Raw genomic sequence first — 12,195 nt, 5'->3', positions numbered from 1 at the left:
TGAATTGTATTTATCGCCCGATCGCTTGCCTAATTTGTGGCTGCAATGTTTGCCCCAACTGCTGGAGCACAGGAGCCTGCCCTGCCCGAACTTGACCCGGTTGAGAAAGCCCCGGTTGAGGTAAGCCAGGAACGCCTTGCGGTAACGGTTGCGGCATCGACTGGGACGGCAAAATTTGATTTGGGATCTGCATTCCCTGCTGCAACACATGAGCGGGAAGCTGCATCATTTGCTGAGGAAGCGACCCCCCAACGGCTCCGGTTCCGGGTGCGAGAACTCGACCTGCTGGCGGAGAGGAGATAGGAGGTATACCATTGGGCAACGGCGAGCAAGATAAAACGCAAAGCTGCACATTATTTCGGCTTAAGCCTTGATCTAAAAGTCGTACGCTTGGTTCTATCGACAAGCCGCGCTGAAGCACTGAACCCAAGAGCGGAATCTGTGAAACATCAAGCGCAGAAGCTTTGGTTGGGCTAAATGCCATCATTCCTAGTAAAATAGGAAGCATTCCACTAAGTTTAACGATGCGTTGAATTGAATGAGACATGGTATGACCTCTTTAGCGTTGTAAGATAGTGATAATTACGTTAGAGAACTGGTTTGCTTTTTAATTGTTCTATTGATTGATACGACTGCTTTAAATCTTTTATGCAATCTATTCTGAAATTAGAGTCGTAACAATTGACGTTGAAATTCAATCGCTTGATGTTGATTGGGAATCTTTTCTGCCAATGCTGTGACCAATGCTTCGGAGGTAAGAGACATTTGCTCTGGGTTGCCGTTGCGATCGCGCCACTCACGAATCACTTGATTCACTAAAAAAGCGGCGATTGGTCCAATATAATTCATCAGTTCCTGTTCGCAACGGTTGATAAATATCGGGTTTAACGACAACGCCGCAGGCGGACTTACCCGCAGCGGCGGTGCGGTCTGCTCAATATTGGTTTGCTTCGTGTTGGCTCGATTGGTGTTGGCTTGATTAGTGTTGGCTTGATTAATTGGCAAAGCCGGACGGCTCACAACAGTGACTGGATCAGCAGACTGGCTGCCATCGGTTAGATCGCGCAACGATCGCTCCTCCAACACTGCCAAAATATCCTGGGCTGAGGAATACCGTTCACTGGGCTTATTTTCCAGCATAGTGTTAAGCATGTCAGCAAAGCGATCGCTAACGGTTGCAAAATTGCGCCATTGCCACTCTAGCGATCGCGGATCAATCAAGGCTTGAGGTGCTTTTCCAGTGAGCAACACAACCGCAGTTACTGCCAGGGAATATAAGTCACTGTTGGGAAAACATTGACCCATCCAAAGCTGTTCATGGGGCGCGTAGCCAATCTTACCCACGACAGAATGCTTGCGCGAATAAATAGGTTTTGTTTCTGGTTCCGGCTTGGTTTCGTCACCGTTATACGGCATATTAATTGTCCATTTGCCAACCCCAAAATCGATCAACATTGGAACATTGTGATCTTGATGGAGCATGATGTTGTCAGGGGAAATATCGCGATGAATGATGCCGCGATCGTGAATGTAAGTTAACACCGGAAGCAACTGCTGCAACCATTCAACAATCTCAAGCTCAGAGAAGGCTTCTCCTCGCTGCTGGCGCTCTCTCAGCAACGATGAATAGGTGCGACCTTTGACAAATTCTTGCACCAAAAAGAGGCGCTCGTCTTCCTCGAAATAAGCGAGAAACTTGGGGATTTGAGCGTGTTCAAGTTGGTGCAAAATTTTAGCTTCTTGCTCAAACAAATCGCGCGACTTTTGCGTTTCATAATCGCCTATTTTATGAGGCAAAAACTCCTTCAACACGCAGAGTTCGTCAAAGCGGTATTGATCGGCGGCTAAATAGGTTCGCCCAAAGCCCCCTTGACCGAGAATTCGTTGCACCAGATATCGATTGCCCAGCATTGCCTGCGGAGAAACTCCCGAATCTGAGGCAAACAAAGAATGGGTAATGTGTTCTAGTGACCCATCCACATAAAGCTTAAGCGGAACCATTTCGGTTCTACCGTTAGATTGCACCTTGGCATAAACAATTTTGACAAAGGCATCGCCTAACTGATGCTCAACCATTTTAACCTCCTATAACTAGCTCTCTAATCCTCCGATGCGGTGAAACGATCGCTTCCATAAAATGACGGTTTCGCTTCCAATTTTTAATAAGACTGACTTAAGAAGATTATGCAGATCGGGTCATAGCGATCGCTGCGGGGATGGGGTCAACCAAACGTTGAGGCTGATCGCTTTTAAATACTCTCGTCTAAAGCAGCTATTTGAGCCAAGATCAATCTCAACTAAGAATTTTCCTGAAATTCAGAAACCCCTATTATATAAGGATTATGAGCATTTTCAAGAGCCGAATTTTAGAAAAAGCCTAGCGATCGCTGCATAAACCCAATCGAGGAGTCGTAGTGCTGAGTGTGAGAGAAAACAATCCAAACTCACAAGATTCAAAACCACGAAATTCATCACTAGCGCAACCACATTTATGGCGAACGAGTTGAAAAAGAAAACGAAAAACTCAACGCAATGTGCATAAGTTAGAAATCGAATTGTGACGAATCAGCGAAGCGGAATCTTCTCTAACAAAAACAAACCTTATTCAGTGAAAGGAAATACCACCATGTCATCTGTAAAAGCAATCAAGCTATCAGTCTTCGGTCTTCTGTCTGCTGCATTCGTGTCTACTCCAGCCTTTGCCCAAAACGCAGCTTCTGTTGTTCAAACCTCTGAACAAAGCGCCGCTCAAGTTGGTTTAGGCAATGTCGCGATTCAAGGCAGCCAACAAACGGGGATCATCACCCAAACTGGAGCGCCCTTCTTCCCCGTGGGAGATATCAACGGTGCAGTGATACACCAAGGCAATGCTCAAGGTGTTACTCAAGTGGGTGCAGGCAATAGTGCGGTTCAAGGAAATGTGACCACGGCTGAGGTGCTGCAAGGCTCGACGGTCTATCCTTTCCCCTACTATCCGGCTCCTGACATCAATGGTGCTACCGTACTGCAAAGTGGTAGCCAAGGTGTTCTACAGCATGGGTTGGGCAATGCCGCAGTTCAAGGTAATTCCACAGATGCAACGGTTATCCAACATTAGTACCAATCGCACGGTCAACAGTGGATCAAATCTAGCGTAGGCAATAATGCCAACACAACGTAAACGATAAGGCGAACAACGGTTCGATCAGGTTTTACCGATTTCCTGACATCAAAAATCGGGACACCTACTCTCACAAAATAACGTTCACCATTCAACTTAGGAAGGTTCAATCATGTCTGCTAAATTAGTTAAATCTTGCGCTCTGGCTGTTTTCACATCGATCTGCGGATTTGCTGCTGCTCCTGCGTTTGCTCAAGATGCGGCTTCTGTGATTCAAAGTTCCGACCAAAACATTGTTCAAAACGGTAGTGGTAATGTAGCTGTTCAGGGTAATGTTCAGACTGGGATTGTGAATCAGGTTGGTAATGGTGTTGCTTATCCTGGAATTCAGTGCTTTGTTGCTCCTTGCCCTGTTTCTGGAATTAATGGTGCAACTGTTGTGCAGGGCAATCATCAAAATATTCATCAAGTTGGGGTTGGTAACACTGCGATTCAGGGAAATTCTAGCGCTGCAAGCGTGTTTCAAGGTGCAGGCGGGTATCCCTTCCCATACTATGGTGTTCCGGGTATTAACGGTGCTCAAGTTGTGCAAGGCAATGTCCAAGATGCGGCTCAAAGTGGTGTAGGTAACACAGCAATTCAAGGGAACTCCGCCGAGGCGATCGTATTGCAACACTAGTCGAACTTCCACCCTGAACTGTCATCAGGCGCTAGGTTTTGCCGATTTCCTGACTACGCTCCCTAAAAAAATCGGCAACTTCTCGATTCTTAGGTTCAAACGGTTTGCAACGCGATCGCGGCTTTCCTTTTTCCTACCTGCGATCGCAACTCACGTCTATCTTCTTTACATTCTGGAGTCTACTCTCATGTTCAAACCTCTCGGCTTCGGCTTGCTCTCGCTTTCTGTATGCTTGCCCTTTCTGCCGTCTTTGACTTCTGCGGCATCGGCTCAGTGCGTCATGCTAGATGTATCGAATCAACTCGCCATCCATGGGTCTCATACACCCTCTACTCAAGCAAACACAGTTAATATGGCAGCACCCGACGGGTGTGTAGGAGGCGCAGCCGTAACAACCAACGCCCAAACGGGTGTGGCTACTGGTGATGTAACTCAAATTCGCAACAGCAACTCTACCATTACCAACGGCATGGAAGGTGTGCCAAATCTTCCTGGGTTAGGTGGCCCAACAATTCAAATTCCGGTGAATACCCAGGTTGATGTCTACAGCCCTGCCATGGATCCGACCTTTTTGAATGGCATCTTTAGCGGAGTGCCAAAGCCCACCATAAGCTAAGGATGACCTGTGACTTCATCTCCGTAATGCAGAATTTGGGAGCCAACATTAGAAAAATTTCATTCATCGCTGGTCACTGAATTCTGCTTTTGCTTTAGCAATGATCAATTCTTAACTGTGATCGTCATGAACATTCAACCCTTGCTTCACGCTACTTGTGGAACGCTGGCGACTTTTTTGTGTTTTGCTCAAGGCGGGTTCGCGCAGCCCTCACTACAAATCAGCCATAATGGAATAGTGATGCGGTCTGAATCTGCCCCCAGATTAATGAATTTTGGTAAGCCTTCTGCGGGTTCGCCCCATCGCACGCTTGAAAATTGGCGGGTGCGATTTGTGCAAAGAACCCCGGAGGAACCGATGCAAAACCCCAGTTCAAACTTTAGTTCAAACTTCAGTTCAAACCGTTCGCAAGTCAATCTTTCTCAAACATCGCAGGTTTCACAAACTCGTGTTAGCTCAACCCAACAGTCCACTCAACGAACATCAATTACCCTTGCTGCTGCTGCTCTAAAGCAACCTTACCAACTCACCATTTCGGCTCCAGGACTGCAACTGAGCGGGCAAATAAAAGTCAATGGTCAAGTCATTCAGACTTTAAAGGGTGCTCGTACGTCTTTCAATCTTGCTCCCTATCTGTCTAAGGGGACAAAGATTGTTGAAATTAACGGTCACTATTCGCCCATGAATGCACCTGTAAAGATTGAATTTTCGGGAACTGGAACGCGAGTGTTGCACCAGACAAGCGGGAATGGAAGACTAAACCAGATATTAGCGATCGTAGTTCGCTGATGCGATAAAGATTGCAGTTTAAGCATTGCTCTTAGTGAAGTTTGCCCATTGTGAATCCTGTGTGGATACCGTTTTACCATGGGTTTTTACCATGGGTTTTCATAATGGGTTTTCATAATGGGTTTTCATAATGGGTTTTTAATTTTAAATATTCAACTGCTCACACTTGATTGGCTTAACGGTGGACTATGCAATTTCTAAAACATTTCACAATTAAAGCGATCGTTCTCTCTACGATAGGATTGATCGGGGCTGAGGTCGCCACAACTCATGTTGCCCAGGCTCAAGTGGCAACCAGTAACCAAACAAGTGCGATCGGAAGTAACTCGACGTTTAATCAAATTGTTCAATCAAATCCTCAAGTTCAAGTGCCCGTCAACGCTTCTACGTCGGTTAGCATTCCAATTCAACCGTTACAGCTACCCAATGCTTATGTGAATACAGAAAATGATTTTGGGATGAATCTGTCTGTAGGGGCAAACACATTGGATGCGTCAAACGTCACTGTTTCTTTTGGCATTATTTACCAACCCGGTCGTTCTGCTGATCATCGGGCGCGCATGGCTCGCTTACGCACAGAGACCGAGGTTTTGGAAGCCAATAAGAAGACGATCGAGGCGAATCTAGCCCTGCTGCAAACCCAAGTGCAAGAAGCAACGCTCCGGTTACAAAAGCTGAAAGACTTGCCCTAGTGGTCTGTCAAGCTTGAAATGATGGACTGGGAGTCGATGGGAAGATGGGGAATTTAATAATCGGGTTTATCGACTCATGCACTTAGCTCTCCCTCAACTCGAAGTTGACAATCTACTAGAACAATTGGTATTACGTCAAGTGAAACGGTTCTGAACGTTGTGAAAATCAGGTGGAGGGCAGGCGATCGCCAAGCTCTTTTTCTATAACAATCCTCGGTAACGGATAAACACCAAAATCGCCGCCCAAGACCCCAACGCAACTTTGATGGCAACCAAAATGTTGAGCAGGGGAACAACTCCACCACTTATCAGTGCGCCCAATTTGCCGTGGGGCAATTCAACACCGACCAACGTGATCGCTGCTAGCACAATGAAAAGAAGCACTGAAATTTTTTCCCAGGTCGCAGCGTGCCAGCGTTGGTAAATCGACTCCATCCACTCTGAGGATGAGGTAATTGCCACCAGCCCGATCGCAGTTCCACCCGCGACCCCCGCCGCAAACCCACCACCTGGGCTGAGGTGTCCCCGAATCGCCAGTTCAACACCTACGATCGCAGCAATGGTTGCTCCTAGCCGTGCCAGCACGATTGAAGGTTGATCACTGAACTGATAGACGGTGCAGAACGGTCGTTCATTTGCTAGGAGAAACTGGGCACCCATGATAGCGATCGTAAATACGATGACTTCAAAAATCGTGTCATACAGCCGATTTCTGAAAATGATGCCCGAAACTGCATTGGGCACTCCACTATCGTGAATAATAGCCTCGACGATTGAAAGATCTGGCACGTCTGCGATCGCAGACGGCATGATCACAAATTTGATAGACAGGGCGATTCCTGCTGCAATGTAGAGCCATTTCATTTAATGCTTCTCCCCTGAATCTGGTGCGGTAACGTAGGTCAGGCTGGTTGTGGGCGATGATAGATCAGTTTGCAGGATGTCATAAAGACGACGGATGCGAGTTGTGATGGAATAGGGGCGACCTTCAGACTTATGCAGTGAGCGATCGTGCGTGTCGTGATGCGATCGCGCGATACAGGTTACATGAATCTCTTTTTCCAGTAATGCCTGATCTAAAGACTTTGGATCAGCATAGGGGATCAGTTCAAGCCGCAGATGGTACTTGTTGGCAATGGTTCGGAGGTCGGCGATGAGTTGTGCAGAAGGGTCGCCGCTTTCTGCTTGCGTTTCTGCTTTCAGTAACCCGTCTTCTAGGACGCCCAGCCGCATTACTAGCGACGATCGCACCGCCACTGCATAGAGCGTAATCGCCAGCATTGTTCCTACCAATGCTTCGGTCAAGGCTACATCTGCCGCTCCCAAAACGGCGTAGACCAATGCTGCGATCGCGCCCAAAATGCCACGAATCACCAGAGCATTATAAGGGTTGATCTGGATGGTTAGCATAAACGCCGCCAACGGCAGCAGGGCAACAATGAAATAAACATAGCTATCATTCATCATTTCTTCCACTGCTAGAACAATATGCCAACACATACCCCAGCACCGTATTCCAAACCGCTAAGGAAAGGAGAGCAAGAACAAGCAACGACCATTCATTAGGAATTTTGAGGAGCAGACCAAAGATAATGCTCATTGAGCCGAGGGTATCGGCAACCGAAAGGCTGTGCAGTTTGAATAAGATCGATCGCTTGCTGAGCATAGGAAAGGTGCCCCAAAACCAGAAGACAATTCCCAGCCCGATGCAGAAATAGCTCAAGACATTGATCATGAGTCGTTCATCCGTTTGATAAGCTGTGCGAGCAGCATTAATCCGGCATTTCCCACGCTTAAAATGATCACCCCAACAACCCCAATCATCCAATCATCCCGCAAGACAGAGACCACCAAAATCATCACAGATGTCTTGGTGGCAATACTGGCAAACGCCAGCATTTTTTGCCAGATATCGTCATCCTGCCATGCCCCATAGATGGGAATGAGCAACGCTAGAATCATGGCAATCAAAACCAGGTTCATCTCTTTCTGCTCCGTTGCACCCGATGCACTTCGTACCAGCCTTCTTCGTGATATTTCACAACAATAGTTTTGGGGGTAAACGTAATCAGAAAGATATCTAGAAAAACGAGACCGGGCGATCGCCGGGGTTTGGCTCGCTCCATCGTGATATTCTCCTGCATATGGGGACGGAAGATCAGTTCAAAGGCCTCCAGATACGCCTGAGGAATGGCGACTATGATCTCCCACAGCACCCGCAGCCAATCTTTTAATGCACCCAAGGCAGTCTTTCCATGCGGCAATAGCAGGGCAACACAAATGCCAATGATGATATTTGCCACGCTCAAGTTGGCAGTGAGCAAAAACCAAATAACCAGGCGCAAGATTAGGTCAAGAGATCCGATCATATCAGCACCCTCCACAACAGTAGGATCAATATCAAACTCATCATTCCGATCAGGTGATCAAACTGCTCTAGTAAACGCGGCAGTTTGAAAATAGTATGTCGAAAAACCAAAAAATATGCTAACCAACCCAGACCGATCGTTGCCAGAGGTTTGACAATATTCACAATGCTATAAGCTTCGTAATACGCCACATTTGCCAAAACCAAGCCACCAATTAACAGAGTTATCGCTGCCCAAAAACCAGGCTGGAGGTTTTTTCCTTGTTCTTCTTGCTTTTGGTAGGGCAGAAAAATAAATTTAGCAAAAGAGATTGCTGTTCCCAACGCTGCAACGTTCATGCCAATGACTTGCCATGGCAACAAACTTTTCATGGTCAATACCTTTGCCCCAAAGCCAGACAACAGGGGAAAGCCTGAGATTGAAAAACTGGCAATGGCTAGAGCAATCCAGATCGGAGTGTGGATGGGCTGATCTTGCAGTTCTTTGAGATTGCGGCTAGGTAGAACTCCTGCGATGAGAAAAAGTGCCGATTTTACCAAACCGTGGGTCAGCGCATAGAAGCCGCCTACTTCAGGTGCAGCAAGGATAAAGCCCAATTGCGAAACGGTGTGAAACGCCAGCATCCGCTTGGTATCTTTCTCAAAAACGGCATACCCAACTCCTAGCAGAGCCGTTCCTACACCAAATAGCCGGATGATCGGGTCAACCTCTTCGACTAGCAGAGCACAACGGACTAGCGGCAAAACCCCCGCTTTGACTACTACCCCTGACAGCATGGCTGACACAGGCGTTTCCGATTCGGAATGGGTCAACGGCAGCCACAACCCCGATACAAAGATCCCACCTTTAACCAGAAGCCCTAAAAAGATCAGGGCAAGTGCCTCTGGTGGTGCGCCGCGCAGCCCAATAAATGCAAAGGAATGGTTTGCCTGATAGACCAGCCCTGCGCCAACGAGATAAAACAGCATGGCAACGTTGCTGGTAAAGAGATAGCGCAAGCCGACCCAGATCGAGCGATCGCTGCGGGGGTAGGCAATCACCAGAAAGGCGGCAATGCTGATCACCTCCAACGCCACGTATAGACTGATGAAATCTGTACAGACGAACGCAGCATTGACACTGCCATGCAAAATGATGATTTGCATGAAGAAGAACGCAGTCTTACTCCGATGCCAACAGTAGAGAATGACGGCGGCTGTGACCAGCGCGTTGGTGAGAATAAAGAAGCCGCTTAACGGATCAACCAGTAACGTAACGCCAAAGCTATCCAGTAATTGCAGGGTGAGCGGGGGGGTGGTAAAGAGGAATAGCGCGTAGCTAACCGAAGCGATCGCACATCCTAACGAGAAATAGCGATCTATCTTGGGAAGCAGATAAATCACAAACCCCAAAAAAAACGGTAGTGCGATCCATGCGATCGTCAGGGTAATCATGGCGCGTTATTTTTCTCAATCTCGTTGGTTTCTAAAGTAGGATTATCTCGCGCCAGCTTCATCACACCAACCAGCATGAGTGCCTGAATTGAGAAACCAATCACGATCGCAGTTAAGATCACTGCTTGAGGGACTGGATCGGCGTAATTCCCATTGCGGACATCTGAAAAAATAGGGGTGAACAAACCATTTCGCGATGCAATCAGCACATAGAAGGCAATCACCCCCGTACTCATGACATCCATCGAGATAATTTTCATCACCAGATTTTTCTTGAAAATAATGCCGAAAAATCCGCACAATATGGTCGCAAACACGCACGCTTTTAACATGGAATTGCCTGGTGGGGAAGAACGATGGGCAGGGAAACAAATCATACTTTCAGTCCACAAGCCAGAGATGGAATCGTTGGGGCGAACAGCCTTCGCCCCGATCAGAAATGACTATCAGGTTACACACTCAGGTTACAACGCCTTTGTCATGAACATAGTCAACAGCTTGACATAGGGCTTCGGTGCGATCGCTTAAAATATGCTTGGTCGTTACCAGATCAAACAGCCCCAACCGTTCTAAGCGCTTCTGAATTTTTGTGCTGGCTCCAACGAGGTAGACCTGAAGCCCTTTGTCATAGGCATCTCGAATCGCATTTTCAATCGCCAGCGAAGCCGTGACTCCCAACATCGGCACATCGCTCAGATCCATCACCAGCGCATCTGCCTCCTGCATGGCATTGTGTTCACGGGCGATCGCTTTTGACAAGCCAAAAATCATCGGACCACTCAGGTAAAACAGCAGCACTCGACCATTGCCCTTATCCAGAAGCCGCTTGTCTTCGGCACTCAATCGCACATCATCATCCGTATCCGTAATCAGCTTAATTTCCTGAGATTGCAGGTTACTCAGCCGTTCAATCGTCAAGATGTTGGCAATAAACACCCCAACCCCAACCGCCACAATCAAATCAACGAAGACCGTTAGCAGCAACACCCCATACATAATTAGGGAGCCTTTGAGGGAAACTTTGTGCGATCGCTTCAAGAAACTCCAGTCGAGAATATCAATTCCAACTTTAAGCGCAATCCCCGCCAGCACCGCCATCGGCACCGGTTGGGTTAGTCTGGCTGCCCCCAACACCACGACCAGCAGCACCAAGGCGCGAGTTAGCCCAGATAGCGCCGACGTTGCTCCTGTTTGAATATTTACTACAGTTCCCATGGTCGCCCCTGCTCCTGGCAATCCGCCGCACAGCCCAGACGCAATGTTGCCAATGCCCTGACCGATCAGTTCCTTATCGGATTTATGTTCGGTGCGGGTGAGGCTGTCTGCCACCACAGCAGTTAACAACGTATCAATACAGCCCAACATGCCTAGCATCACGCCATCCACGAGCATTGTGGTGACTTGACCCGATGTAAAAATGGGCAGTTGCACCGTGGGTAGACCGATCGGAATTTCACCAATCCGGCGAATGTCTACATTTCCAAATATTGTCAGGGAAATAATTGTGCCGATGATTAGGGCGACCAACTGCGGCGGCACCAATTGCTTCAGCTTTTTAGGCATGAAAAAAATGATGGCGAGCGTCACCGCCCCTAAAATTGCCTCTGGCGGGTTAACATTTGCCAAAAGCTGAGGAATGGCGATAACCGTGCCCAACACGCCCCCTTTCGGAGCAGCCTGCCCCAAAAAAGGCGCAATTTGCAGAATCACCAAAATCACGCCAATCCCCGACATGAAGCCGGAAATGACGCTATAGGGCATCAGCGTGACGTATTTACCCAACTTGAAAATGCCAAAGATGATTTGGAACAGCCCTGCCAACATGACAACGGTAAATGCCATTGCCAAGCCATTTTCGGGATTGCTGGCTGTCAGACCCGCCACGATCGCAGTCATGACAACGGTCATTGGTCCTGTGGGTTCAGAAATCAGGGTTGGCGTGCCGCCAAACAGGGCAGCAAAAAAGCCAACGCAAACTGCCCCATACAAGCCTGCGATCGCACCCGTCCCCGAAGCAACCCCGAAAGCAAGAGCTAGGGGTAGTGAAACGATCGCGGCAGTAACACCGCCAAAAATATCGCCACGCAAATTGTTAAAACGGATCTGATTGGTAATTGCCATTACTTTGAATGAAGTAGACGACTAGAAACGAACAGGGTAAAAAGCTCAGCGCTTTGGAATTGGCAAAACAAAGGCGTACTGCATTGACAGTCAGTTGTTAGATAAACCTCAACAACAGAGCAACAGTTTTTCTTGATAGAGATACTGTTTCAGTGCAGTACAAGTAGGATATCTGCACCAGAATCTCTGGGCTGTGTCTGCATAACAATTGCGCTAAGGCAGCACAAACAGGGAAAGCCCAAAAAGAGCTTTACACTTACATTGGAATGCCAAATGAAAGAAATCAGTACAGGCTATTAATTGTTCTAAGTTAATAGGAAGTTGTAATCAATATTGTCTCTTTAATTGTCAGCGAACGCGCTAAATCTTCCATTGGGAATTCTTTGCCTTTCGATA

The 12,195-nt window shown here is 47.7% G+C and carries 15 protein-coding genes; 5 read left to right on the top strand and 10 right to left on the bottom strand.

Annotated features, from left to right (window positions below; all coding sequences use genetic code 11):
- Positions 1-10: 10 nt before the first annotated feature.
- Both GS601_RS06760 and GS601_RS06755 read right to left on the bottom strand, forming a co-directional pair.
- A complete protein-coding gene (locus tag GS601_RS06760; protein ID WP_162422515.1) occupies positions 11-547 on the bottom strand; it encodes a hypothetical protein in 537 nt (178 codons plus the stop codon).
- A 119-nt stretch (positions 548-666) separates the two neighbouring features.
- The gene (locus tag GS601_RS06755; RefSeq protein ID WP_202924920.1) at positions 667-2,076 is read right to left on the bottom strand and encodes a serine/threonine-protein kinase; all 1,410 of its coding nucleotides are present in this window, start codon (positions 2,074-2,076) and stop codon (positions 667-669) included.
- A 550-nt stretch (positions 2,077-2,626) separates the two neighbouring features.
- Here GS601_RS06755 and GS601_RS06750 point away from each other — a divergent pair.
- The 5 genes from GS601_RS06750 to GS601_RS06730 all read left to right on the top strand — a co-directional run bounded on the left by GS601_RS06750 (position 2,627) and on the right by GS601_RS06730 (position 5,876).
- Positions 2,627-3,097, top strand: a complete 471-nt coding sequence (locus GS601_RS06750; RefSeq protein WP_162422514.1) for a hypothetical protein — start codon at positions 2,627-2,629, stop codon at positions 3,095-3,097.
- Positions 3,098-3,272: 175 nt separating this feature from the next.
- The gene (locus tag GS601_RS06745; RefSeq protein ID WP_162422513.1) at positions 3,273-3,779 is read left to right on the top strand and encodes a hypothetical protein; all 507 of its coding nucleotides are present in this window, start codon (positions 3,273-3,275) and stop codon (positions 3,777-3,779) included.
- Between the two features lie 187 nt (positions 3,780-3,966).
- Positions 3,967-4,395 carry a hypothetical protein gene (locus GS601_RS06740; RefSeq protein ID WP_162422512.1) on the top strand — a complete coding sequence of 143 codons (429 nt, stop codon included), beginning with the start codon at positions 3,967-3,969 and terminating at the stop codon, positions 4,393-4,395.
- 126 nt (positions 4,396-4,521) lie between these two features.
- Complete coding sequence (locus GS601_RS06735) at positions 4,522-5,184, top strand: hypothetical protein (protein WP_162422511.1); 663 nt, start codon at positions 4,522-4,524, stop codon at positions 5,182-5,184.
- A gap of 188 nt (positions 5,185-5,372) precedes the next feature.
- Entirely contained in the window at positions 5,373-5,876 is a 504-nt protein-coding gene (locus GS601_RS06730; RefSeq protein ID WP_162422510.1) for a hypothetical protein, read from the top strand.
- A 201-nt stretch (positions 5,877-6,077) separates the two neighbouring features.
- On the opposite strand, the gene GS601_RS06725 is transcribed toward GS601_RS06730, so the two are convergent.
- The 8 genes from GS601_RS06725 to bicA form a co-directional block, all read right to left on the bottom strand.
- Positions 6,078-6,740: a Na(+)/H(+) antiporter subunit B gene (locus GS601_RS06725; RefSeq protein WP_162422509.1), complete on the bottom strand. Its 663-nt coding sequence runs from the start codon at positions 6,738-6,740 to the stop codon at positions 6,078-6,080.
- Positions 6,741-7,343 carry a DUF4040 domain-containing protein gene (locus GS601_RS06720; RefSeq protein ID WP_238393123.1) on the bottom strand — a complete coding sequence of 201 codons (603 nt, stop codon included), beginning with the start codon at positions 7,341-7,343 and terminating at the stop codon, positions 6,741-6,743.
- Positions 7,333-7,611, bottom strand: a complete 279-nt coding sequence (locus GS601_RS06715) for a monovalent cation/H(+) antiporter subunit G (protein WP_162422508.1) — start codon at positions 7,609-7,611, stop codon at positions 7,333-7,335. Before GS601_RS06715 ends, GS601_RS06720 begins: the two co-directional genes overlap by 11 nt.
- Positions 7,608-7,859, bottom strand: a complete 252-nt coding sequence (locus GS601_RS06710; protein ID WP_162422507.1) for a hypothetical protein — start codon at positions 7,857-7,859, stop codon at positions 7,608-7,610. The genes GS601_RS06715 and GS601_RS06710 overlap by 4 nt, the downstream gene beginning before the upstream one ends.
- Entirely contained in the window at positions 7,856-8,245 is a 390-nt protein-coding gene (locus tag GS601_RS06705; protein WP_162422506.1) for a Na+/H+ antiporter subunit E, read from the bottom strand. Before GS601_RS06705 ends, GS601_RS06710 begins: the two co-directional genes overlap by 4 nt.
- Complete coding sequence (locus tag GS601_RS06700; RefSeq protein WP_162422505.1) at positions 8,242-9,678, bottom strand: cation:proton antiporter; 1,437 nt, start codon at positions 9,676-9,678, stop codon at positions 8,242-8,244. The genes GS601_RS06705 and GS601_RS06700 overlap by 4 nt, the downstream gene beginning before the upstream one ends.
- Positions 9,675-10,010: a cation:proton antiporter subunit C gene (locus GS601_RS06695; protein WP_162422504.1), complete on the bottom strand. Its 336-nt coding sequence runs from the start codon at positions 10,008-10,010 to the stop codon at positions 9,675-9,677. The genes GS601_RS06700 and GS601_RS06695 overlap by 4 nt, the downstream gene beginning before the upstream one ends.
- Before the next feature lie 127 nt (positions 10,011-10,137).
- Positions 10,138-11,799 carry a bicarbonate transporter BicA gene (bicA, locus tag GS601_RS06690; protein WP_162422503.1) on the bottom strand — a complete coding sequence of 554 codons (1,662 nt, stop codon included), beginning with the start codon at positions 11,797-11,799 and terminating at the stop codon, positions 10,138-10,140.
- Positions 11,800-12,195 lie beyond the last annotated feature (396 nt).

The sequence above is a fragment of the Myxacorys almedinensis A genome (assembly GCF_010091945.1).
In the GTDB taxonomy this organism is placed as follows: Bacteria; Cyanobacteriota; Cyanobacteriia; order Leptolyngbyales; family Leptolyngbyaceae; genus Myxacorys; species Myxacorys almedinensis.
The sequence above is the reverse complement of the archived record's forward strand: the minus strand, read 5'-3'. Positions and strand labels throughout refer to the sequence as shown.

Excerpts from the sequence above, each read along its gene's own strand:
- GS601_RS06760 (WP_162422515.1), bottom strand. The coding sequence starts at position 547 with ATGTCTCATTCAATTCAACGCATCGTTAAACTTAGTGGAATGCTTCCT.
- GS601_RS06755 (WP_202924920.1), bottom strand. The coding sequence starts at position 2,076 with ATGGTTGAGCATCAGTTAGGCGATGCCTTTGTCAAAATTGTTTATGCC.
- GS601_RS06750 (WP_162422514.1), top strand. The coding sequence starts at position 2,627 with ATGTCATCTGTAAAAGCAATCAAGCTATCAGTCTTCGGTCTTCTGTCT.
- GS601_RS06745 (WP_162422513.1), top strand. The coding sequence starts at position 3,273 with ATGTCTGCTAAATTAGTTAAATCTTGCGCTCTGGCTGTTTTCACATCG.
- GS601_RS06740 (WP_162422512.1), top strand. The coding sequence starts at position 3,967 with ATGTTCAAACCTCTCGGCTTCGGCTTGCTCTCGCTTTCTGTATGCTTG.
- GS601_RS06735 (WP_162422511.1), top strand. The coding sequence starts at position 4,522 with ATGAACATTCAACCCTTGCTTCACGCTACTTGTGGAACGCTGGCGACT.
- GS601_RS06730 (WP_162422510.1), top strand. The coding sequence starts at position 5,373 with ATGCAATTTCTAAAACATTTCACAATTAAAGCGATCGTTCTCTCTACG.
- GS601_RS06725 (WP_162422509.1), bottom strand. The coding sequence starts at position 6,740 with ATGAAATGGCTCTACATTGCAGCAGGAATCGCCCTGTCTATCAAATTT.
- GS601_RS06720 (WP_238393123.1), bottom strand. The coding sequence starts at position 7,343 with ATGATGAATGATAGCTATGTTTATTTCATTGTTGCCCTGCTGCCGTTG.
- GS601_RS06715 (WP_162422508.1), bottom strand. The coding sequence starts at position 7,611 with ATGATCAATGTCTTGAGCTATTTCTGCATCGGGCTGGGAATTGTCTTC.
- GS601_RS06710 (WP_162422507.1), bottom strand. The coding sequence starts at position 7,859 with ATGAACCTGGTTTTGATTGCCATGATTCTAGCGTTGCTCATTCCCATC.
- GS601_RS06705 (WP_162422506.1), bottom strand. The coding sequence starts at position 8,245 with ATGATCGGATCTCTTGACCTAATCTTGCGCCTGGTTATTTGGTTTTTG.
- GS601_RS06700 (WP_162422505.1), bottom strand. The coding sequence starts at position 9,678 with ATGATTACCCTGACGATCGCATGGATCGCACTACCGTTTTTTTTGGGG.
- GS601_RS06695 (WP_162422504.1), bottom strand. The coding sequence starts at position 10,010 with ATGTTAAAAGCGTGCGTGTTTGCGACCATATTGTGCGGATTTTTCGGC.
- bicA (WP_162422503.1), bottom strand. The coding sequence starts at position 11,799 with ATGGCAATTACCAATCAGATCCGTTTTAACAATTTGCGTGGCGATATT.